Genomic DNA, 23355 nt, shown 5'->3' on the forward strand with positions numbered 1-23355 from the left:
GCTGCATGCAGGATTACGTTTACGGTAACCTGCGAGCAATCCTGTTCAATTGTTGGTTCAACATGTCGCCACAACAATTTTTGCAACTTGGGCCGGTGCAGCTGGAATATCGCCAACTGCCTGGGGCTGACCCATCGCGACCGACGCTGGTGCTGTTGCACGAAGGCCTGGGCAGCGCCAGCCAATGGAAAGATTTTCCCCTGCGCCTGGCCCAGGCGAGCGGTTGTGGTGTGGTCACTTACAGCCGTCAGGGTTATGGGCAATCGAGCCCGGTGACCCTGCCGCGTCCGCTGGACTACCTGAGCAGCGACGGCCCTCGTGAACTGCGGCAATTGCTCGATGCCTTGCAACTGCCGCAAGTGGTCTTGCTCGGTCACAGTGACGGTGCATCCATTGTCCTCGCCTATGCCGCCGCCAACGATCCGCGCGTGTTGGGCAGCATCGCACTGGCGCCTCACGTGATTGTCGAGGCGCAGAGCCTCGATGGCATTCGCCACACCACTGAGGTCTGGCACCAGGGCGAATTGCGCGAACGCCTGGCACGCCACCACGGGACCAATGTCGACGGCGCGTTTCACGGTTGGAGCGACAGTTGGTTGCACCCGGACTTTTCCCTGGTCGATCTCGAAGCGCAGTTGGCTTGTATCGAAAAGCCGCTGCTGGTCATTCAAGGTCGCGAAGACCACTACGCCACACCCGAGCAACTGGTGGTCATCGAGCGACAGGTGCCTGGGCCGTGCCGTTGTGTGTTGCTGGATAACTGCCGACACTTTCCCCAGACCGAAGCAACCGAGCGGACCTTGCAGCTGATCTGCGAATTCCTGGAGCGCCTCCCCGCCTGAATGCACCGAGCGTGACTCAATCATCGACCACCTCATCCAGCGTTGCTACGCGCTCCGGCAGTTCGCGCCAGCGACGCACGACCCCCAGTTCGATATCGAACATGTCCAGCACCCTTCCTACAGTGTGATCGACCATGTCTTCCAGGCTGGTCGGCCTGGCATAGAACGCTGGCACTGGCGGAGCGATCACTGCGCCGAGTTCAGATAACTCGGTCATGCTACGCAGGTGATTGCGGTGCAATGGCGTCTCGCGAACCATCAACACCAGGCGCCGGCGCTCCTTGAGCACCACGTCGGCGGCGCGGGTCAGCAGTGTCGAGGTCACGCCGCTGGCGATCTCCGACAAGCTGCGTATCGAACATGGCGCGATGATCATGCCCATGGTCTTGAACGAGCCGCTGGCAATGGCCGCGCCGATGTCTTGATTGACGTAGCTGACGTCAGCAAGGGTCTTGAGCCGAGACCAGGACATCTCGGTTTCATGGGCCAAAGTAATCAGCGCTGACTTACTGACCACCAAATGGGTTTCAATCGGCGTGTCGCGCAACAGCTCCAGCAGACGCACGCCATAAACGGCGCCAGAGGCACCGGAAATTCCTACGATCAGCCGCTGCGGCCGGCTACTTCCCGGAGCGCCCATGGTCGCCCTCCTCTATCGGACCTTCTTTGTAGAAATGGATGGTGTCGAGCGCGGTGGTCATGGTTTTGCCGATCATCTCGATGAACAACATTGCCGCCGGGGTCAGCGGTCGACGCGCGTCGTGCACACACACCATGCGCCGGCTGATCCCGGGTGCGGCCAGCGGATAGGCGCGCAACGCGCCTTCGTGCAATCCGCGATGCAGGACGGTTGCCGGCAGCACGCTGACCCAGTCGCTGCGACGCAAGAAGTCCTCGATGACCGCCAGATCATCCACCTCCAACTGCGGGGTGACTTCAACGCCTTGGGCGGCAAGGTGTTGGTCGATCACCCTGCGCAACCCGTGACGACGCGAGGGCAGCACCAGTTTGAACCCCGCCAGACTGGTCAACGGCAATGGCAGCGCTCCGCTGAGGCGATTGGCTGCACCGGTGGCGACCAGTAATTCCTCATCGAAGATGTCGTGGCCGATCAGGTGCTCATACTGGAAGCTTTGGTTGATGACCGCGAAATCCAGCATGCCGGTCAGGACCTTCGCGATCAGTTCCTGGCTGTAGCCCGAGGTGACGCAAAGTTCGACCTGCCGGTGATGCTCGACAAAATGCGCCAGGGTACTGGCCAACGCATTGTTGGCGGCAGACGCGATCAGCCCGGCGCTGATGCGACCGCCAATCTGACCGCTACGGTCGATCAGAGTCTGACGCGCCGCCAGCAGCTGGCCAAGGATCGGCATGAACAAGCGATAAGCCTGATCTCCGGCCTCGGTCGGCGCCATGCCTTTGGAGCTGCGCTCGAACAACGTCTGCCCGAGTTCTTCCTCAAGCCTGGCGATCTGCATCGACAACGCCGGTTGCACGATATTCAAGCGCTGCGCCGCCCGGGTGACGGAACCCTCCTCGTAGAGGCAGGTAAAATACTTCAGATGGCGCAGCTCCATGATCACCCCCGCGTTCGCGCTCAACCAAGCGTGCCGACGTTCTGATAAATGTGTTTGAGCTCGCTGAAATCCAGCAGCGCATCGACGCCATGCAAGCGCCCCAGACCGCTCTTTCGGTAGCCACCGGTTTCCGCCTCGGCGAACAATTTGTTGTGGTCGTTGAGCCACACCGTACCGTTGCGCAGTGCCCGAGCGACACGCCAGGCGCGAGCGCCCTGTTCAGTCCAGACACTCGCGGACAGACCGAACTCGGTATGGTTGGCGCGCGCTACAGCCTCTGTTTCGTCTTCGAAGGACTCCAGTACCAGCAACGGGCCAAAAATTTCTTCCTGGCAAAAGAATGCGCTGCTGTCGCGATGGGCGATCAACGACGGCGCGAGAAATGCGCCTTTGCTGAGTTCACCGTGCGGGCGACCTCCGGCCAGCAGCACTTCGTCACAGCTGTCCAGCGCCTCGCCAATGCGCCGCTCAACGCTGTCCCGGGATTGCCAGTCGATCAGCGGTCCCATGTTCTTCGCTGGATCGAGGCCATTACCCAGGCGGATCTGCCCCAGTGCGGCGCTCAGCGCGGTTTTCATTTCGGCAAAACGGCTGGCATGCACCAGCACGCGCCGGGCGGCAGTGCACTGCTGGCCAGAGATAATGGTGGCCGCCGCTGCCAGTTTCGGCGCGATGGCGGCAATATCGGCATCTTCAAAGACCAGGCAGCAAGATTTCCCGCCCAGTTCCAGCGAGAGCTTCTTCATAGTCGCCGCGCAGTCGCGCATGATGCGCTGGCCTGTCGCGGTCGAGCCGGTGAAGCTGAGCACGTCCACCCGTGGCGAAGCCACCAGATGCGCTGCCCCGGCATGCCCGCTCTCGGCAAATAGATTGACCGCCCCGGCCGGCAGGCCTGGCAATGCGAACAGTGGCTCGAGCATCGCCGCATTGAACAGCGCGGTTTGCGGCGCGGGTTTGATCACCACTGTGCAACCCGCCGCGATCGCTGGCGCCAGAGCACGAACCAGCAGCACCGCCGGGGCATTCCATGGAATGATCAGCCCGGCCACCCCGGCGGGTTCGCGCAGCATGCTGGAGAACTCGCCGGGCGCCACCTCGAGCATGTGCCCCGGGTTGTGCCGGGCCAGGCCGGCATAATAAAGAATCTCGGAAATCGCCCCGCCGATCTCCCCTCGGGACTGCGCCAATGCCTTGCCGTTCTCGCGGGTCAGCAATTGCGCGAGTTGCTCCTGACGCGCCTTCAGGGCGGCAGCCCACTCCAGCAATAGCTGCTGACGCAGGCGTGGATTCTGCGCCCATTGCGGGTTGTTGAAGGCTCGGGCAGCCGCTGCCACCGCTGCTTCAGCTTCGGCCTCGCCGCCGTCGGCAAAGCACCCGATCAGTTCGCCGTTTGCCGGGTCGAGACTGTCGGTCCAACGATCCGCTGAGGTCCATTGTCCATCGATGAAGTGTTGGCTTTGCATGAATCCTCCTTCAATCAATGGGTCACCGAACCGCCGTCGACCACAAGGGTCTGGCCGCTCATGAAATCACTGTCGGTGCAGGACAGAAACAGCAGCGCGCCGATCAGATCCTGTGGCACTGCTTCGCGTTTGATGCAGCGGCTGGCAATGTTGTTGCGCACAATATCCCCGGCCCAGGCGGCATTGGCCTGGACGTTGGCGCTCATGGTCAGGCCAGGCGCCAGGCAGTTGCAGCGGATGCCGGCGTCGCCGACTTCTCGCGCTATCGAGCGTGTCAGGGCAATCACCGCGCCCTTCGACGCGACATAAGCCGCCATCATCGGCGCGCCTTTGAAGGCCGTCGCCGAGGCAATGTTGACGATCTTGCCGTAGCCCTGACGGCGCATCACCGGCATAACCGCCTTCGCGCACTCGAAGGAACCGCGCACATTGACCGCCATGATCCGATCCCATTCCGCCGAGCTGGTCTGCTCGAACGGTTTGAGCTCCAGGGTGGCGAACAACGCGGCGTTGTTGATCAGCACGTGCACACCGCTGAACTGCGCAACGGCTTCCTCGACCATCGCTTGCACGGCGGCACCGTCGGTCACGTCACAAGCGATCGCCAGGGCCGTACCGCCCTTGTTGCGGATCGCGGCAGCGGTTTCGTCAGGCGCGTTCAAATCGCAAAGCACCACCGTCGCACCCTCGGCCGCCAAGGCCTGGGCATAAGTGGCACCGATGCCTTGCGCGGCACCGGTAATGATCGCGACTTTTCCATTCAATCTGCTCATTGCGTTTTCCTTTACTTGAAGTTGCCTTGGGTTTCCGGAATCACCACGCTGCCGATCAGGTAGATCACCGACAGGCCGGCGGCGAAAATCGCCAGCACCATCGGGATCTGCGCGGGACTGCTGCTGAACAGGGACACAAAGGTCGGCATGGTTCCACCGAGGGCGAAACCGATGTTCCAGGACAATCCTGTGCCGCTGGCGCGCAGCTCGGTGCTGAAGCGTTCGTTGAGGAAGATCAGGATCGGCGCGATGATCGCCCCGCCCATGAAGGCGATGCCCACGCAATACAGCGCAGTGCGGGTCAGCGAACCCGGCTCGGCGACACCGAGGAACATCATCGGCAAGCTCACCAGGTTAATCACACCCAGTAGCATGAAGGTCTTCTTGCGACCGATCAGGTCACTCAGGTAACCGAAGGCCAGTGCTCCGACAATGGTTGCCACCGACCCGTACATGAGCATCTGCGAAGTTTGCGTATGGGGCACTTTGGCGACCACGTTGAGCAAGGTCGGCAGATAACCGCAGGCCAGGTAATACGTTGCTCCGCCGCCGAATGTAATCAGCAGATTGACCAGCATCACGCTGCGGTACTCGCGACCAAACAGACGCTTGAGCGGCGACACGACCACTACCTCCGGCCCCTTGGTCTTGCGCGCTTGTTGCAGTTGCTGCCAGACCGGGGTTTCTTCCAGATAGCGGAACATCACCAGCCCGAAAAACGTGCTGAGCAGCCCGCAGAAGAACATGAAGCGCCAGCCCCAGACGTCAAATTCATCCCCGGGGAAAATTTCCGACAACACCAGGTAAGTGAACGACGCCAACAGCGCGCCCATGCCGGCACCGGCACCACCGATCAACCCGGACATCAGGCCGCGATAGCGCGGCGAGATGGATTCGGTGCCGATGGTGTGAGTGGAGGCCACGATGCCGCCAACGAAAATGCCCTGAATCACCCGCAATAGCAGAAACAGTATCGGGGCCAATATGCCGGCCTGATGAATGGTCGGCAGCGCGCCAAACAGTGCCGTGGAAATACCGACGCCGACCATCGACACCATCAACGCTCGCTTGCGGCCGTGCTTGTCGGCATACGCGCCGAAGATTGCCGAACCCAGGGGACGCACCAGCAGGGCCACGGCGAATGACGCGTATACCGCGGCCAGCGACAGTGTCGGGGTGTCGGAGGGGAAAAACATGCGGCCGATGATCGGCGCCACGTAGAGCAGAATGAACAGGTCAAACAAATCCAGCGCCCAGCCGAATGTCGAGGCAAATGCCGCGAGCAAAGCCTTGCCCGGTGGAATTTGCGGTGTATCGGTAGCGGCGCTGGTTGGCGGTGCAGTTGTTGTTGTCGTGGTCATGGTTGCCTCACACAAGATGTGTCTTGAGCTGGTTGGTGCTATCGGGAACAGGCCGCTGGACAGCAGCAGCCACCGGTTCAATCGTGCATCTGGAGCACGCGTTGCCAGTCCTGCGGGGCCGCGTGCGCCCACTTGTCGAGTTCGACTTCCTGTTGTCCAGGCACCTGGATTCGTTTGAAGCGCATGGTCGGTGCCGACAGCGGCACCGTGGCGTCATAGCCCATCTTCGAGCCGACACCGTCACGGGTGGAGGGGTCGAGTTTCGAGCCTTGGGACTCGTGGATCAGCACCAGGTCGCGGTCGGCCTGGAAACGGGTGGCAATCGCCCACTCGACTTCGGTGGGGTCATGAATGTCCACATCCAGATCCACCACGGTGACGTGCTTGATGTCGTAGTGACCGCCCAGCGCGCCGAGGATGACGTTCTTGCCCTCACCCTCGGAGCGTTTGTCGATCTGCACATAAAGGTGATAACGACACACCCCGCCCTTGCTCAGGTGCACGTCACGCACGCACGGAAAGCTGCGGCGCAAGTACGCGAGCATGGTCGCTTCGCGCGGGATACCACCGAGCAGCAAGTGCTCCAGGCCGCCGCCGACGATGGTGTGAAAAATCGGATTGTGACGATGGGTCACGGCGTCGACTTCGATCACATGGCGCTCGGCGCGCTCGCCGTAGTACTGCGGAAACTCGCCAAACGGCCCTTCCATTTCCCGCGCCTTGGCCAGCAACCGGCCTTCGATGACGATCTCGGCATCGGCAGGCACGCGAATCTGGTTGGTGACACAGCGCGTCACCGCCAGCGGCCGGCCATGCAGCGCACCGGCAATTTCCAGTTCGTCGTGATCGATCGGCACGATGGCCTGGGACGCCAGCAAGGTCAGCGGATCAGCGCCAATGACCACCGCCACGTCCAGATCCTCTCCCAGCGCCTCGACTTCCTGAAAGAAGGCCAGCGCATGGCGTGGCAGCAGCAGTGCGCCCAGGCGATTTGGGCTGCTCACTTGCAAGCGGTGAATCGAAACGTTCTGTACCCCGGTGCGCGGGTTTCGGGTAATCAGCAGGCCAGCGGTGATGTAAGGGCCGCTGTCGTGCTCGTTGTGGGTGGGAATTGGCAGCAGTTTGTTGAGGTCGATCTCGCGATGCACCACTTGCTGACAAGCTGCATCGCCGACTTCGCGCCACGGCAGCGGATTGAGGCTGGCGACTTCGAAACGCGCCAACACTTCAGCGGACTCCACGCCCATGGCTTCGGCCATCCACTGCCGGTCGGACAGCAGGCCGGACACCACCGCAATCGAGTGGCCGCCAGGCTGGGGAAACAGTGAAGCGCTCTTGCCGTCCAGGCGATTGGCAATCGCTGCAACGCCGAAACGCAGGTCCACGCCGGGGCGTATCATTGCCAAGCGCTGCTGGCGCTGCAAATGGTCGAGCCAACCACGCAGGCTGGCGCCTGCTGGCAGGTCCCCGGCCATGTCGGCTTCGGGGGTGGAAAGAGTCACAGGCTGCATGGCCTTACCTCGTCATTATTGTTCTGGTGGCATGCCCGGTCACCCGACGGCACGCCCGTTGAAATCGCTGGGGTTCAGCTTCCGGTTGCGCTCGCACCGATGGGTTTGGCGCTGTCGGCTCGCTCGGGCTTGCCACCCCGCAGCAAGTGGCTCAGGGTCATGATCACGAGTGGCGTGGCCAGTGCGATGTAGGCGTTGTCGATGCCGTAGGGATTGCCCATCAGGAACCAGCCGATGGTGATGATCAGTGACGCGATGATGCTGATGAACGCACCCTGCCGCGTGCCGAATGTCGGCGCGTAAAACACCATCAGCACCAGTACCGCGAGTGAGGCACGCAAGGCCTTGGCGAGGAAAGTCACCACCAGAACGTCGGAGGCGTACAGCGCCAGCGTGATGGGCAGCAGGCCGGCGATGATGGTCGCGGTCCGGGCAAAATTGAGGTTCTTGCGATCATCTCGTTGTGGGTTGAAGAACGGTTGATAGAAGTCCTTGAGCAACAACGTGGCGATGCCCATGGTGAGCGCGGCCATGGTGCCGAACAGCGCCCCGGCCAGTCCCGCAACGACGATCCCGGCCATCCATTCGTGCATGTGCCCGAGGATTTGCGGAAAGGCCTGCAACGAGGGAATCTGCGGAAACAGCACCGCACTGCACATCCCCACCATCGCGGCGATCAGGCCGTAGGGAATCAACATCAAGGCACAGTAGAAACTCGCGTGCTGGGCCTTGCGCCCGTCGCTGACGGTATTCACCGCCTGCACCACGTACTGGGTGGCGAATGTCGCGCCGATACCGGCCACCAGCCAGGCGAAAATCTTCGGCCAACCGACGTTACCGACTTCGAACATCGGCGCTGGCAGTCGCGCCACCAACTCGCCCATGCCGCCGACCTGGCTCAAGGCAAAACCCAAGGCGAGGATGATCCCGGCGTACATCATCAATGCGTGCAAGACATTGGTATAGATCACCGAGCGCATGCCACCGATGCCGACGTACAGCACCGAAACAATACCGACGATGATGATTGCCGACGTCCGCTCGATGCCCAGCAAGGTCGCGAGAACTGCCCCGCCGCTGGCATAGATCGAGACCGCAACGATCGATAGCGCGCAGATCATGATCACTGACGTGGCGAACCGTACCGGCTCGCCATAAGTGCGGGCCAGCGCCCCGGAAATGGTGTTCTCGCCGAGGTCCTTGTACTTCTTCGCCAACAGCATGGAGAAGATCACGAAACCGACACCCAGGGCGGCGATGTTCCAGGCAGCGGAAATGCCATAGGTGTAACCTGCCTGAGCCGTACCAATGCTTGCAGTAGTGCCAATGAACTCGGACATCATCAGAAAACCGATCAGCACCGCCGGGAAGTCCTTGCCTCCGGTGGTGAAGTTTTTCGCACTTTGTGTAGAGCGTCGAACCCAGAAACTGATCAACGCCAAGACCACCATGTAGGCGGCGACGATGGTTAGTACCAGCCAGCTAGAAGCCATAAGTGGAACTCCGATTTTTATATTTATTGGACGGATTTCGGTGCAGCCGATCTCACCCTAAGAGCCTCGCTACAGGTTTTCCATTAACGAATATTGATGCGTCCTATCAGTTTCAATGAAGGGGCGGCAGGCCCTGCTGCGCAGGGGCGCACGCCGTTACCGGCGTACGCCCGGGCCTGCTCGCCGAACGCACTTACTCGCCGATGAACACGGCCGCACGCTTGCCGTGAAACGCTTCGACGCCTTCCTTGAAGTCCTTGGAGCTACGCAGGCGGCTGTAGCAGTGACCTTCCATTTCGATCGCGACAGTCAGCGGCGCATCTTCGTTGTCGTTGATCAGTTTTTTTGCCGTGCGCTGAGCCAGCGGCGAGAAGCGACGCAGCTCATCGACCAAGGCATCGACGGTGCTTTCCAGTTCGGTGTCCGGCACGACCTCGGTAGCGATACCCCAGGCATAGGCTTGGTCACCGGTAATGCGTTTGGCGCGCATCACCATGTGCTTGGTACGGGTGATGCCAATGATTTTCTGCAGGCGTGCGGAGCCACCCGAGCCCGGGATCTGACCCAGATTCTGCTCAGGCAAGGCGTAGCGCGTGGTTTGCGAAGCAATGCGGAAATCGCAGGCCAGGGACAGTTCGAAACCGACACCGAAGGTGTAACCGCGGTTGGCAACGATCACCGGTTTTTCGCAACGTGCCGGTGCCGCGACGTTCCAGGCCAGCTTGGAAACGTGCTCTGGCGACGCTTCGAGAAAACCCTTGATGTCGCCGCCGCTGGAGAAGTGTTCACCCACCGAGCGTAGCACGATGACGCGCACGTCCTTGTGTGCATCGAGGGCTTCGAAGACCAGGCGCAGCTGATCGCGCTGCCCCATGGAAATGACGTTCAACGGCGCCCGGTTGAGGATGATGTCGGCGCGCTCGCGGGACACATCGACTTCTACCTGGAAGCCATCGAATTGAGTCTCGAGAAATTGCTGGATCGATTGTTGTTGCATGGGAGTGTCCTCTGGATGATTAGCTGATGGCCTTCAGGGCCTGTTCCTGGAATTGGGCCAGCAGCACGCGCCGCAGCACCTTGCCAACGGGAGATTTTGGAATTTGGTCGATGAACTGGTAACGCCGTGGCCGCTTGAATTTGGCCAGGCCCGAAGCAATGCAATGGGCATCGAGGTCGCATTCCGAGACTTCGGCGCGCAGCTTGATGAACGCGGCAATGATCTTGCCCCACTGCTCGTCGGGCAGGCCGACCACTACCACTTCTTCCACTGCCGGGTGCAGGGAGAGCATGTTTTCGATTTCCGCCGGGCTGACGTTTTCGCCGCCGGTGATGATCAAGTCATCGACCCGACCCGTAACGAACAGATCGCCCTCCAGATCGAAGTAGCCGATGTCACCGGTGAAATACCATCCGTCACGCAACGCCTTGGCGGTCGCTTCGGGGCGGTTGAGGTAGCCTTCGAACGCCTCGTCACTCGCCAGGTCGGCGATGATCTGGCCCTCCTCCAACGGATTGGCCTGCACGTCTGCCGTTTCTGCATCGAGCGGCACCACGCGCACTCGCTGGTTCATTGCACTACGCCCTGACGAGCCGGGTTTGCGGCTGGCTTGCTGGTCGATGGTGAAGGTGTAGATTTCCGAGCTGCCGTAATGATTGACGAACAATTGCGGCTGGAACGCCGCCTCGACGCGACGCATCAAGCCGTCGCTCATCGGCGCACCGGCAAAGCCGATTTTCTCCACACTGGCGACTCGCTCGCGGGCGAAGGCCGGGTGTTCGATGAGCATGTGGTAGAGCGTCGGCACCAGGTACAGGTTGCTGACTTTTTCCCGCTCGATGGCCTGCAGCGTGGCTTCGACGTCGAACTTCGGCACACAGACAAAATGTCCGTCGATCAGCGCCATGGACAACAACGAACGCACGCCCATCGTGTGATAAAGCGGCATGACTCCCAGCGTGCACTCGCTCTGGCGGTAAAGGTTTTGCGCTACGTGGGCAACCGCCGCGGCGCGTTCGCAACGGTGGCGACGCAGCACGCCCTTGGGCTTGCTGGTGGTGCCGGAGGTGTACAGCAGCAGTGAAAAGTCTTCGGCGTCGGCCTGCAGGATGATTCCGGCAGGCGACTGCGAACACAGTTCCTCGAAACTCAGGTCGGAGTCGGCGGCACGCAGACCGGCGGCGATCCGTGGCAGCCCTGTGGCGGCGCTGCAGCCGGCTACGGCGGCTACGGTCGCGTCGTCGTAGGCCAACGCGCGGATTTGCGCATCTTCGATGCAGTAGCCCAGCTCATCGGCAGTCGAACGCCAGTTCAACGGGGTCATGACGATGCCCGCAAACTGACAGGCCCAATGCAGGGTCGCCATTTGCCAGCGGTTCTGCATCGCTACCAGCATTCGGTCGCCGCGTTGCAGCCCCAGGCGTTGCAAGCCCCTGGCTGCGCTCTGGATATCGACGAACCAGTCTTCATAGGTTTTCTTCAATGCACCGTCACTGACCGCCACGGCGTACGGTCGGCGTTCAACGGCTGCGAGGAAGCTGCGTCCGAGATCGAACATTTTTGTTATACCCCTTTGTTCGTTTGGCGCTGGGCGGCGACTTCGAGCACGGCCTGGACGATGCCGGTGTAGCCCGTGCAGCGACATAGATGCCCCGAAAGCATGTCGCGTACCTGGGTCTCGTCCGGGTTGGGTACCCGTTCGAGGAAATCCACGCAGGACATGAGAATGCCCGCAGTGCAAAAGCCGCACTGCAAGGCGTGATGACGGCGAAAAGCTTGTTGCAGGTCGCTCAGTGTGTCGTCGTCGGCCAGGGACTCGACGGTCTCGATACGCCGCTCGTGCCCCTGTACCGCGAGCATCAGGCAGGAACGCATGGCGACTCCGTCCACCAGCACCGTGCAGGCACCGCAGACACCGTGTTCGCATCCGACATGGACACCGGTGGCACCGAGGTCGTGGCGCAGGAAGTCGCAGAGTTGGGTGCGCGGCTCGGCCAGCGCTTCGCGGGAGCGGCCATTGAGTTCCAGGCGAATCGGAAAGGTTTGGTCGGCAGTTACACGCATGTCAGGCTCCTTCGATCAGCTGATGACCCAGCTCGCGAATCAGTTGGCGGCGATAGGCAGCACTGGCCTGCACGTCGTCTTGTGCATCGAGCGACCAGGCGGTTTGATTGAGCGCGTCGGGCAGCGCCGCACCACGTGGCAGACTGCGACGTTGCGGACGGTCGGCGACCCCGCCGATGCCGAGTTCGACCTGGTCCGTGCCGATGGCCGCGGCCAGGGAAACAATGGCGAAGTCACCGTGGCGCATGGCGATTTCACGGAAGCGATAGGTGATGCCTTCGCGCTTGAGCGGAAAGCGCACCTCGACGACCAGTTCATCCGCACGCTTGTCGGTGGTGAGAATGCCCTGGAAGAAGTCGGCAGCCTTGACGATGCGCTTGCCTTTTTTCGACTCCAGGACGATTTCGCCGCCCAGCGTCACAAGGCACAGTGGCAACTCGGCGCTGGGGTCGGCATGAGCCACTGAGCCACAGACGGTGCCGCGATTGCGCGTCTGGAAGTGACCGATCCAGGGCATGGCCAGTGCCAATAAAGGCACCTCGTCCATCAGGCTCGAACGCGCCAGCAACTGCGCCTGTCGCACCCCGGCACCGACAGCCAGGCAATCGTTGCGCAGCTCGATATAGGCCAGCTCATCCACATGATTGATATCGATCAGCAATTTTGGTTGAGCCAGGCGCATGTTCAGCACCGCCATCAGCGATTGGCCACCGGCGATGATGCGAGCTTCCTGGCCGTACTCGGCGAGCAACTCAACCACCTGACGACGGGTGTCAGCCCGAACGTAATCGAAAGCCGCCGGTTTCATTGCGCACCTCCCTTGCCAAACAGCACGCCGAGCGAGGCACGCAGCCGCGCCCACCAACCGGTGGAGATGGCTTGGCCGCTGACCCGTTGCGACAGGCGAGTAAATATTTGTCCGATGATCACTTTCGAGGCCCCTTGCAACATTCGGCCGCCGACTGCGGCGACTTTGCCGCTGACCGCCACCTGGTATTGGTACTCCAGACGTGTGTGGCCATTTTCCAGTTCAACGAAACGCACCTGGGCCTGGCCTTGGGCCGATCCCATGGAGCTGCTGCCGGATCCCGACAGACGCAACGAATGCGGCGGGTCCAGATCACTCAGGGCAACCTTGGCCTCGAAGCGCGCGCGGATCATGCCGACGCCGACGGTGACGTCTGCGCGGTAACGGTTTTCGCCTTCGAGCACGAGGTCGTGGCAACCGGGAATGATCGCCGCCAGCGTCTGCGGGTCAAGCAAGGTATCGAACACCTGTTGCGGCGAGGCAGGAATCACCACCGAGTCGTTGGCCCGCAGTGCCGGTCCACCGGCGGCTGCGTCGAGGTTGTCATCGGCTTCCATACCGGCGGGCCGTGGCGGTTCGTCGATGCCAATGAGCGTGCGTACTTTCGATGGCGTCAGTGGCAGACGGATGTCCGAGCGACCGAGAGCGTCGGCCACCGCGTTGGCGATGCACACCGGCGTGCTCATATTGTTGCCCTCGCCCACCCCCTTGGCGCCCAATGGGGTAAATGGCGATGGCGTTTCCATGTGCAGGATCACCGGTTCGATCACTTCCGGTGCGGTCGGCACCAGATAATCGGCGAAGGTCCCGGAGAGGAAGCTGCCGTCCTCGCCATAGGCGAACTCTTCCATCAGCGCCGCGCCGAGGCCCTGGGTGAAGCCACCACGAATCTGTCCATCGACCAGTGCCGGGTTGAGCAGGCGGCCGGCGTCATGGCAGGTGACGTAGCGATCGATGTGGATCTCGCCGGTCATGCGGTCGATTTCCAGACCACAGATGTCGAAGACAAAGCCGTAGCACAGTGAGCTATTGACCTGATCCTGGTCGTCCGGCGCCACCAGTTGCGGCGGGCTCCAGAAGGCGGTTTCGCGCAGGCCGCCGCTTTCACCTTCCGGCAGCAGGCCCGGCGACCAGTGGGTCGCACCGGCAATCCGATGGAATGGCGCCACCGCCCCGCCATTGACCACAAAAATCTTGCCGCCGGCGAAACGAATATCTTCGGGACTGGCCTGCAACTGCTCGGCGGCAATTGCGGCGAGGCGATCGCGGATCTTCAGCGCGGCCTTGTAGACGGCACCGGCCACAGCGCCGGCGAAGCGGCTGGAATAGTTGCCCGAGGCAATCGACCAGGCGTCCTTCTGGGTATCCAGTTCGACGTTGACCACGATGGATTCCAGCGCCACCCCCAGCACTTCGGCGACGACCTGAGCGACAGTGGTTTGATGGCCCTGCCCCTGCGGTGCCGAGGACACGTGCACACTGACGTCACCCAATGGGCCGACGTTGATGGTGGCGGTTGCGACAGCACCGTTTTTCGGACCGGCCTTGCGCCGCTCTTCGGGTGTCATCGCGGTGGTGATGTAACCCATGTTGGAAATCGAGGGTTCGATGACGGCGGCATAACCGATGCCATAGATTCGGCCTTCGGCACGCGCTTGATCACGACGCTTGAGCAACTCGTCGAGACCGCCATCAGCGACTGCCAAGGCAATGCCTGCCTGGTAATTGCCGGAGTCGAGCAACGCACCGGCGGCCGCGCGATAAGGGAAGGCATCGGCCGGCACCAGGTTACGGCGAATCACGTCCAACGGATCGAGCTGCAACTGCACGGCGATGTGTTGCAGCAGCCGCTCCAAGGCGAAATACACCTGCGGGCCACCGAAACCACGGTTCAGGCCGGAAGGGGTTTTGTTGGTCAGCACCACGCGGTTGCGCACTTGCAAATTGCGGATCGCGTAGGCCCCCGTCAGGTTGCCGTGCATGCGGTAGAACGTTGCCGGTTCGGGCGCTCTCAGGTAGGCACCACAGTCGTCGATCTGGTCATAACGCAACGCGGTGATACGGCCATCGGCTTCTACCGCCGCTTCAATCTCGGTCACCCGATTGGTCGCAGAAGAAGCCCCTTGAAGATGTTCCAGACGGTCCTCGACCCACTTCACCGGTGCGCCGACTTTGCGTGACGCCAGGCCCATCATCACGACGTAAGGGAACACGCCTTGCTTGATGCCAAAGCTGCCGCCGGAATCTTTCGGTGTGCGCAAACGCAAGCGGTTGCCAGGCACATTCAGTGCCCGGGCCATGACCGTGTGCAACGCATAGGGACCCTGGAAATTGGCCAGCACGTCATAGATGCCAGTGGCGCGCTCGTACTGAGCCAGCACCACATAGCATTCAATGGGTGTGCAGGAACTGCGCGGAAACTTCACTTTGAGCGAGACCTTGTGCGGCGCCTGCTCGAACGCCTGTTCCGGCTCGCCATAGCGAAAGTGCCGTTCGTTGACCACGTTGCTGCCGACCGCTTCGTGCAGGATAGGCGCCTGTTCGGCGGTGGCCAGTTCAGGATCGATGATCGGCGACAGCCGCTCGTATTCAACGCGCACACCTTCGATGGCGTCCTCCGCCAGATAGCGGCTCTCAGCGATCACCACGGCCACCGGCTCTCCGACATAACGCACCTTGTCGACGGCGACGCACCAGTGCTCCATCGGCTGACGTACACCTACCGGGAAAGGCAGCGCCCAGCGTTTGACGTCTTCGCCGACCAGCACGCCGTGCACGCCTTTCATCAGCAGCGCTTTGGAGAAGTCCACCGAGGTGATCCGCGCATGAGCGTGGGGCGAACGTATGATCGCCGCATGCAGCGTACCCGGAGGAATGGCAGCGTCATCGGCATAGCAGCCGAGGCCGCGCAACAATGCGGCGTCTTCGACCCGGGCCTGGCGGGCGCCGATGTGGCCGGTCTGGCTTTCGGTAGCAGGTTGGAAACTAGTCATTTTTTCGCGGCTCTTGTTGTTTTGCAGCGCGATAGCGTTAGAGCCGAGTGTGTGAGAAAGGCGCAGGGAGCGCCTTGCCTGGGGAGATGGAGTTCTGCGCCAGGGTCTGAAAATTTGCCTTAGCGTCTGATTTTCAGGCCTGGGACCCGAAAGAACTGCCGGTCAGGGGGATGGGGAAGCGGAATGGCTCAGGAAAGCTTCGATTTCTGCATAGGGCATCGGTTTGGCAAAGTGAAAACCCTGAAGAACATCGCAGCGACTGCCCTTCAGGAAATCCACCTGGAACGCAGTTTCCACGCCTTCGGCGACCACCGTCAGGCTGAGGTGATGGGCCATGGAAATAATGCCTTGGGTGATTGCTGCATCGTGATGGTCGGTGGCGATTTCCTGGATAAACGAACGGTCAATCTTGATCTTGTCGATGGGCAAACGCTTGAGGTAGCTGAGGCTGGAAAAACCGGTGCCGAAATCATCCAGCGCAAGGCGCACCCCCAACGCCCTCAGCCGATGCAACGTCTCGATCGCCTGTTCAGCGTTATGCAACAGAAGTGACTCGGTGATCTCCAGCTCCAGCTGCTCACCACGCAGGCCATTTTTCTCCAAGGTGGCTTGGACACACTGGACAAAATGGCCACGCTGAAAATGCATCGGCGAAATATTCACCGCCATCGAGATGCCCGTGATGCCCTGCTCGCTTAGCTGGCGCAGCTGCGCGCAGGCCGTATCGAGCACCCAAAGGCTCAGCGGGATGATCTGACCACTGTCCTCTGCCACCGGCACAAAAACCGCGGGTGAGATAAATCCTTTTTCCGGATGCTCCCAGCGCAGTAACGCTTCGATCCCGACCACCCGTCCCGTGCGCGCGTCTATCTGCGGTTGATAATGCAGCTTGAACGACTGGGTTTCGATAGCCTTTTGCAGGTCATTGCGCAGGCTCGCATGCTCACAAACGCGCTGATTCAGATCGCTGGTGTACCACTGAAAGTTGTTGCGCCCGTGCTGCTTGGCCTTGTACATGGCCATGTCAGCCTGCTGGATCAGCTGCATCGGCTGCTCGATGTAGCCATCGCTCAGGGTGATGCCGACACTTGCACTCACATGCAGGTCAATACCCTGGATGCAGTAGGGTCTGGCAATGCTGGCCATCAAGCGCTCGGCCACCGGTACAACGTCCTCATCACGAAGCAGGTCCGGCAGCAGCACGATAAATTCATCACCGCCCATGCGCACGATGGTATCGCCGGGACGAACCTGCTGGGTCATGCGCTGCGCCACCTCGATCAGCACCTGATCGCCGAAGTAGTGCCCGATCGAATCGTTGATGGATTTGAATCCATCCAGATCGATGCACATTACCGCCAGACGACGCTTGCGCCGACGACTGATGTGACAATCCAGAATCAGCCGGTCTTCAAGCGAAACACGATTAAGCAAACCGGTCAGCCGGTCATGGCTGGCGTTGAAGCTCAGTTGGCGCTCGTAATGCTTCTGCTCGCTGATGTCCCGGGCTATGCCAAACACCCCGACGATCTCGCCGTTGACCATGATCGGCAGGTTAGAGATGTCCAGGGTCAGCAGTTTTTCACTCTCGTCGAATACCCGTGCCTCGAAACGTTGAGGTTCTCCGGCGCGGGCTGCGGAAAAATGCTGAGAGACCCGTTGCAGGTCTTCTTCGAGCACCAGATGGGAAAAGTGATGGCCAATGAAATCGGTTGCAGTCTGCGGTTTGAGCTTCAGGCCTGCTGGATTCACACTCTGGATGTTACCGGCCAAATCGAGGGCGAACACCGGGTTGGGGTTGTAGGTGAACAATGAGCGAAAACGTTGTTCGCTGGCCTCCAGACGCTGGCCGTCACGCTCATGGCGGATCGCAACGACTGCCAGTTGGGCTGCAAAGGCCAGTCGTTGAATCTGCGCCTCGTCCGGCGCATTGACGCGGTTCTGGTACAGGGCAAATGTACCCAACACGTTGCCTTGATGGGAGAGCAAAGGCACCGACCAGCAGGAACGCAGGTTATGCCCCAACGCCAGGCTGCGGAAACGCTCCCAGTTTGGGTCCCGGGCGATGTCTTCGGTGACCACCAGCTCGCGCCGGAACGCTGCGGTGCCGCAGGTGCCTTCCTGTGGACCAATGGCCATTCCATGAATCGCCTCGCTGTACTCGACCGGCAGGCCGGGCGCCGCGCCGCTCAGCAAGTGTCTACCCTCGGCATCAGTGAGCAGGATAGAGCAGAAGGTTTCGGGGGCTTGTGCGTCGAGCATCTGGCAAATGGCGCAGAGTATGTCGCCCAGATGATGGTCGGTCGCGATCATACCGAGAATGTCACGTTGCGACGCGGGGAATGTCTTGCGTTCAAAGCCAGGACGAGTATTCACGGTGGTTCCTGAAGACTCTCGAGGTTGTCCGGTCTTCAGAGAGCCTGAAATAGTGGGCGGCCGATCACTGTCCAGTGCGTCGGACGCGCACTCTATAGAGCACCGACCAACCAAAAAAAGGCTCAGATCCAACATAAAAAACAGGATCAGATTGCCGCCGTTTGGCTGATTTCACTTTTCTCGACTCGCGGAAAATCCTCAACCTGAGAACATCCTCCGGCCAAGTCGACAAGCCGGGACGACGCGTCGTGCGAGCAATCACGCCTGCGCCTCGCCAGGGAACACCGGCAGCCCGAACGTCAACGCAAGTTCCAAGGCCGGTTGCAAGGGGTATAACTATCAGAACAAAAGGCGGGTTACACACAGGCGTACCAAATCTGATCGGCGGCGCGGAGCGATGTGATGAGTTCCAGAGCATGGCGATGGGCTCGCAAGAGCCTTCTTGGCTGCATCGAGCTGGCCTTGCTGGTCGCTCCACTGTGCGCCAGCGCCATGTTCAGGTGTCAAGCCAGGGACGGAGCCATCAGCTACACCAGCCAAGCCATCGCCAACGCCCGCTGCACTCGCCTCAATGGCATGGCGGACGCCGGTGCCGGCGCCAAGGCAATGGCCCTGCCACGGCTTGTTCAGGACGACGACTCAGGCGCGGTGCGGATTCGGGTGTGGACCTTCATCCACAAGGGTATTCGTCAATATGTGAGCCGGCGCCCCGTCGGGATCTCCGCACGGGTCGATGTCCTTGAACTCTATTACATCAAGGGCTGCTATCTGTGCATGGCGCCGAAGGATTTCAAGGTCGCCTCACTGCGCCTCGACACCCGGTCCTATTTGCGGGAGATCGAAGCCGCTTCGGGTCAATTTGGTGTAGACAGGGCGCTGGTCCGCGCAGTGATCGGCGTTTCGCCCCAACGCCATTTCCGAAGCCGGCGCCTAGGGGCTGATGCAGTTGATGCCCGCCACCGCCGAGCGCTTCGCCGTGGACGACCCGTTCGACGCACGACAGAACATTCGTGGCGGCGTGCTCTACCTGGCCTGGCTGCTCAAGCACTTCAACGGCAACTCCGCAGCTTATCTATGGGCATGCGATGACTCGCACACAATGATTTGAACACAACCTACCCCTCCCACCTCCCGCGAAGTCTCTGTCCTCACGCAGAGAATCATTGCGCCCTGTCATAAATTGTCTCAGCTCAGTCCTGCATAATTGTTGTAATCATGGAGTCATACCGGTACTCCTAAAGCACCAGTTTCAGCAGGGAACGCAGCATGCATTCAAGATTCAGGGTCATCGAAACAACCAGGCTGGATGATGGCATCAAGCAGTACCGGGTTGTGGATCTCGTCGAGGGAGGCTCTGCTAGCAAGCACGGTGTGTTCAAGGCCAGGGTCGAGGCAGATGCTGTCTGTTCGCTCCTGAATGCCGAGCACCCGCGTCAGAGTGGTGTAGGTCGTGCGTCCATGAGCCTGTGATCCACTCGCTTCGGAACGCCAAGCGCCGGATAGTTTGTAGGACTGCTCATACCTACATCGCAGCCATGGATTTTCGCTCCGAAAGTACGTTTTGAAGGCGCTCCTGATTCAGTCGCTGACACTCATCCTCGACTTCCTCTCGGGCTTCATAGGTCGTCTTCAGACGCAGCTTCTCTTCGTTGTCGTAGATGTTGAAAATCCAAGACCAGCCCCCAACATCAGACATGTGACACGATCACGCCAGCTTATACCTTCGAGTGTGCCGATAGCAGGTTGATACTCACACCCAACCCACCCTGTATAAGAATGTGAATTTACCAAATCAAGAACTCTAGCTAGGTTCAAATTACCGATATTAGGCTCATGCCGTCCTGGGTAGCCGGCAATCTGTAAATGGTCGGATTTAGGAAGAAGGAGATCGAGGCAAGCAAGAGGATCCAACCGTTCCATCGCAGCATGATAAAGATCCAGAATCAGGCCTAGCCCTTCAAGTCTCTGCGTCCAGCTGACGGCCCCGCCAATGTTCGAATAAAATAACCGGGCACTGAAATTTGATTGATGGCTTCAATCACAACCTTTACGTCATGACGGGCAGCTTCCTCGATGGCCCAGCGCATGTTGTCGTCAAATTACCCCCCCGATACAGCGTAATTTTTCTGCTCAACCACTCCAGATAGCACATGAAGCAGTGGACTTCCTCCTTCGACGGCATATTCAATTCCCGGGTGAAAATCCTCACGAAAGTCCCGAGCCTTTCCGGACTGAGCAGCTAGCCCCTTACTACCAGGTCGTAGTGGCACTGTTGCCAATACCTGTTGAAGGCCTGTGCGACGCAAAGTCCCAGCTATTTCTGCTGCCGCCATGTCGCGAGGAACACTGAACTCAACGGCCTCAAAGCCAGCGTCCCGCGCGGCGCTAAATCGATCCTCGAAAGACCATTCGGTGAAGAGCAAGGTGAGGTTCGCTGCATATTTGATCATTCAATTAATCAAGCCATTGTGTTTGAGTTGCACCACGAAAAGCGGATTCAGCATCACTGAATCCGCACTCGTGCTTGGAGATTACGCTGTTACAGGAAAAGATTTTGGCTTGAGCAGAAAGTGCGCCAGTGCCGGAACCAGTACCAGCGCGCCCACCATGTTCCAGATGAACATGAACCCGAGCAAGATGCCCATGTCAGCTTGGAACTTGATAGGTGAGAGCACCCAGGTGAGGACGGCAATACCCAGCGTGATCCCGGTCATCACCACTACCTTCCCCGTGGAAAGCAGGGCTAGGTAGTAAGCATCCGACAGGCTTGAGCCGTTTCGCAAATTGGTGAGTGTTACGCTGAGGATGTACAACGCGTAGTCCACACCGATACCCACCCCCAACGCGATCACGGGCAACGTCGCGACCTTGACGCCGATGTTCAGTCCCACCATCAAGGCCTCACACAAAATGGAGGTCAGCATCAGCGGCAGTACCGTGCATACGACCGCACGCCAGGATCTGAACGTAATGAAGCAAAGCGCGATGACAGCCGCGTACACCATGAATAACATCTGCACGTTCGAACGCTTCACCACAATATTGGTGGCCGCTTCAATGCTGGCATTGCCCGCCGCATTCAGGAACTGGATCTGATCCGTATTATGAATCGCCGCGAACTGCTCGACGGTCTGAACCACACTGGTGAGCGTGTCCGCCTTGTGATCCTTTAGATAGACATACACCGTAAGTAGATCGCAATTCTGGTTGAACAGCTCTCTCGGCGCACGCGTGATGATTGCATTCAACAATCCCTGGTTACGGGGTATCTCGTACCAGGTCATGCTGCCTTCATTCATACCGGCCGCCGCTTGCCTGCTCAACGCCGCCAATGATGTCGTGGACACGACTCCCGGTAACTGCTGAAGCTGTGCTTCAAGCGCGTCAACTGACATCAGGGGTTGGTAATAAGCGCAGTAGTATTGGGGCGTTTTTACCATCACAACATACTTGTCGCTACTGGCGGAAAAGTTACTGACCATGAAGCAGTTATCGCTGTTGTATCGCGACTCAGGACGCAATTCCGGTGCTCCAGGATTCAGATCCCCGATCTTCACATGAAGACTGACCGCAAAACCTGCCACTCCTAAAATCACGACGACGATGATTGCACCACTCGCCCCTTTACGCTCGGTGAATCGATCCAGAAATGCCCAAAATGGATGGCGGGTGTGATGAGCATCGAGCTGCGAAAACTTGTCGTTCGCCGCTTCACGCAGTGCAGCCGCTTTGCTGACCCGGTGTACGACAACAAAATCGGTAACAGAATCAGGTTGGTGAAAATCAGCGCCAGAACACCAATCGTCGCGGCGACAGCTAGATCCTGAATGACTGGGATTTTGATGATCATCAACACGGCAAAACTTACGGCGTCCGCCACCAGTGCCATCAGCCCAGTCAAAAACAACCGGCGAAAGGTGAAACTGCGGCCACGAGCTTGTCGGCTCCGCGCCCAATGTCCTGCATGATGCCGTTCACTTTCTGGGCGCCATGACTCAATCCGATCGCAAACACCAGGAACGGGACGAGGATCGAGTATGGATCGAGATCAAAACCCAAGGTGGGCAATAATCCTAGTAACCAAACAACCGCAATGATCGAGCACAGCAACACCAACAATGTGCTGCGTAAGCGGTCATTCACGGAGCACTAGTCGCGGGGATTGAGCAACGCCTCCAAGCGCTGAAGGAACACTCCTACTCTATGCGGCACGTGCTGACGAGTGGGCAATAACGCGGTGATGAAGAGTTGTTCCGGGTCAACATCCTGCAATTCAACTAAGCAAAGGCTTCCAGCAGCCAGATCATCACGGATGTCCCAGTACGTGAGCATCGCCATCCCCAAGCCTTGCCTACTCGCCGTGCGCACCGCCTCGACACTGTTGGCCGAAAAAACGCCCTCTGCCCGCATGGAAACCGCTTCACCGTCACGCATGAACGGCCAGAAAGGCATCCCATGCAAAGCTATGCGGCGGTGGCTTAATAGTGCGTCCATCGTAGCGGGTATGCCGTGACGCTCCAGATACATCGGACTGGCGCACAGCACTCTAGGGTTCGGTGCGAGGGGGCGCGCGATTAAAGCCGAGTCTCGCGGGGTTGCGATGCGAACCGCGACATCGATCCCAAGACCGACAATATCCACAATGCTGTCTGATAATGTCAGATCAACCCGCAGCGCCGGGTGTTCTGCCAAGAGGGCGGGAATCAGCGGCATGATCACTGCCTGTCCGAACACTGTGGGGGCAGTTACTTTCAAGACTCCATTGGCAGCTCCGGCATTGGATTTCAAACTGACCCTCGCTCCCTCACTGGCTTCCAACAGCGTCGTTGCAAAGGGGAGAAATGTTTCGCCTTCGGCTGTCAGTGATACGGAGCGAGTTGTCCGATGAAACAGCCGAACACCTAGCTCACCCTCAAGCGATGCAAGCCTGCGAGATACTGTCATGGGGGCCAGGCCGAGTCGTCGAGCGGCTGCCGAAAGACTGCCGCTTTCGGCAATGGTGCTGAACACTTCCACATCTGGAATTTGCATCATTACATCCAATTTTGATAAAGCGGCTTATCGTTTTTGCTGGGTTCTCAGCGGTTCAAGCCAAGT

Annotated in this window: 17 protein-coding genes and 2 pseudogenes; 2 read left to right on the top strand and 17 right to left on the bottom strand. The window is 59.8% G+C overall.

What is annotated here, in order from left to right; translation table 11 throughout:
* Positions 1–62: 62 nt before the first annotated feature.
* Positions 63–842, top strand: a complete 780-nt coding sequence (locus tag AC1Q8Q_RS13720; RefSeq protein WP_033040293.1) for an alpha/beta fold hydrolase — start codon at positions 63–65, stop codon at positions 840–842.
* A gap of 16 nt (positions 843–858) precedes the next feature.
* Here the strand turns inward: AC1Q8Q_RS13720 and AC1Q8Q_RS13725 are convergent, their stop codons facing one another.
* The 13 genes from AC1Q8Q_RS13725 to AC1Q8Q_RS13785 form a co-directional block, all read right to left on the bottom strand.
* Positions 859–1482, bottom strand: a complete 624-nt coding sequence (locus tag AC1Q8Q_RS13725; RefSeq protein ID WP_020800285.1) for a UbiX family flavin prenyltransferase — start codon at positions 1480–1482, stop codon at positions 859–861.
* The gene (locus tag AC1Q8Q_RS13730; RefSeq protein ID WP_033040280.1) at positions 1463–2419 is read right to left on the bottom strand and encodes a LysR family transcriptional regulator; all 957 of its coding nucleotides are present in this window, start codon (positions 2417–2419) and stop codon (positions 1463–1465) included. The genes AC1Q8Q_RS13725 and AC1Q8Q_RS13730 overlap by 20 nt, the downstream gene beginning before the upstream one ends.
* A gap of 20 nt (positions 2420–2439) precedes the next feature.
* Positions 2440–3882 (bottom strand): aldehyde dehydrogenase family protein, encoded by a 1443-nt coding sequence (locus tag AC1Q8Q_RS13735; RefSeq protein ID WP_492615137.1) that lies wholly within the window; start codon positions 3880–3882, stop codon positions 2440–2442.
* A gap of 14 nt (positions 3883–3896) precedes the next feature.
* Positions 3897–4655: an SDR family NAD(P)-dependent oxidoreductase gene (locus AC1Q8Q_RS13740; RefSeq protein WP_151141318.1), complete on the bottom strand. Its 759-nt coding sequence runs from the start codon at positions 4653–4655 to the stop codon at positions 3897–3899.
* 11 nt (positions 4656–4666) lie between these two features.
* Entirely contained in the window at positions 4667–6016 is a 1350-nt protein-coding gene (locus AC1Q8Q_RS13745) for an MFS transporter (protein WP_492615138.1), read from the bottom strand.
* A gap of 77 nt (positions 6017–6093) precedes the next feature.
* Positions 6094–7527, bottom strand: coding sequence for a UbiD family decarboxylase (locus tag AC1Q8Q_RS13750; RefSeq protein WP_033040272.1), 1434 nt, complete (start codon positions 7525–7527; stop codon positions 6094–6096).
* A gap of 74 nt (positions 7528–7601) precedes the next feature.
* Positions 7602–9020, bottom strand: coding sequence for a sodium:solute symporter family protein (locus AC1Q8Q_RS13755; protein WP_033040269.1), 1419 nt, complete (start codon positions 9018–9020; stop codon positions 7602–7604).
* Between the two features lie 193 nt (positions 9021–9213).
* Positions 9214–10017 (bottom strand): enoyl-CoA hydratase/isomerase family protein, encoded by an 804-nt coding sequence (locus AC1Q8Q_RS13760; RefSeq protein WP_050511568.1) that lies wholly within the window; start codon positions 10015–10017, stop codon positions 9214–9216.
* A 19-nt stretch (positions 10018–10036) separates the two neighbouring features.
* Positions 10037–11575: an AMP-binding protein gene (locus tag AC1Q8Q_RS13765; RefSeq protein WP_492615139.1), complete on the bottom strand. Its 1539-nt coding sequence runs from the start codon at positions 11573–11575 to the stop codon at positions 10037–10039.
* 5 nt (positions 11576–11580) lie between these two features.
* Positions 11581–12081, bottom strand: coding sequence for a (2Fe-2S)-binding protein (locus tag AC1Q8Q_RS13770; RefSeq protein WP_008060977.1), 501 nt, complete (start codon positions 12079–12081; stop codon positions 11581–11583).
* A 1-nt stretch (position 12082) separates the two neighbouring features.
* Positions 12083–12889 (bottom strand): FAD binding domain-containing protein, encoded by an 807-nt coding sequence (locus AC1Q8Q_RS13775; RefSeq protein ID WP_083348596.1) that lies wholly within the window; start codon positions 12887–12889, stop codon positions 12083–12085.
* Positions 12886–15882, bottom strand: coding sequence for a xanthine dehydrogenase family protein molybdopterin-binding subunit (locus AC1Q8Q_RS13780; protein ID WP_083348595.1), 2997 nt, complete (start codon positions 15880–15882; stop codon positions 12886–12888). The genes AC1Q8Q_RS13775 and AC1Q8Q_RS13780 overlap by 4 nt, the downstream gene beginning before the upstream one ends.
* 162 nt (positions 15883–16044) lie before the next feature.
* On the bottom strand, positions 16045–18258 hold the full coding sequence (locus AC1Q8Q_RS13785; protein WP_492615140.1) for a putative bifunctional diguanylate cyclase/phosphodiesterase: 2214 nt from the start codon (positions 18256–18258) through the stop codon (positions 16045–16047).
* A 402-nt stretch (positions 18259–18660) separates the two neighbouring features.
* On the opposite strand from AC1Q8Q_RS13785, the pseudogene AC1Q8Q_RS13790 reads away from it, so the two are divergent.
* Positions 18661–19333 (top strand): annotated as a pseudogene (locus AC1Q8Q_RS13790) (lytic transglycosylase domain-containing protein); the annotation flags it as partial.
* Positions 19334–19887: 554 nt separating this feature from the next.
* On the opposite strand, the gene AC1Q8Q_RS13795 reads toward AC1Q8Q_RS13790, so the two are convergent.
* From AC1Q8Q_RS13795 to AC1Q8Q_RS13810, 4 genes and pseudogenes are all read right to left on the bottom strand, one after another.
* Entirely contained in the window at positions 19888–20250 is a 363-nt protein-coding gene (locus AC1Q8Q_RS13795) for a TIM barrel protein (RefSeq protein WP_492615163.1), read from the bottom strand.
* A gap of 107 nt (positions 20251–20357) precedes the next feature.
* Positions 20358–20708 carry a TIM barrel protein gene (locus AC1Q8Q_RS13800; protein WP_492615141.1) on the bottom strand — a complete coding sequence of 117 codons (351 nt, stop codon included), beginning with the start codon at positions 20706–20708 and terminating at the stop codon, positions 20358–20360.
* 81 nt (positions 20709–20789) lie between these two features.
* Positions 20790–22389 (bottom strand): annotated as a pseudogene (locus AC1Q8Q_RS13805) (efflux RND transporter permease subunit); the annotation flags it as partial.
* 18 nt (positions 22390–22407) lie between these two features.
* Positions 22408–23289 (bottom strand): LysR family transcriptional regulator, encoded by an 882-nt coding sequence (locus AC1Q8Q_RS13810; RefSeq protein ID WP_492615142.1) that lies wholly within the window; start codon positions 23287–23289, stop codon positions 22408–22410.
* Positions 23290–23355 lie beyond the last annotated feature (66 nt).

It is taken from the genome of Pseudomonas sp. GW823-FHT06B06 (genome assembly GCF_058795195.1).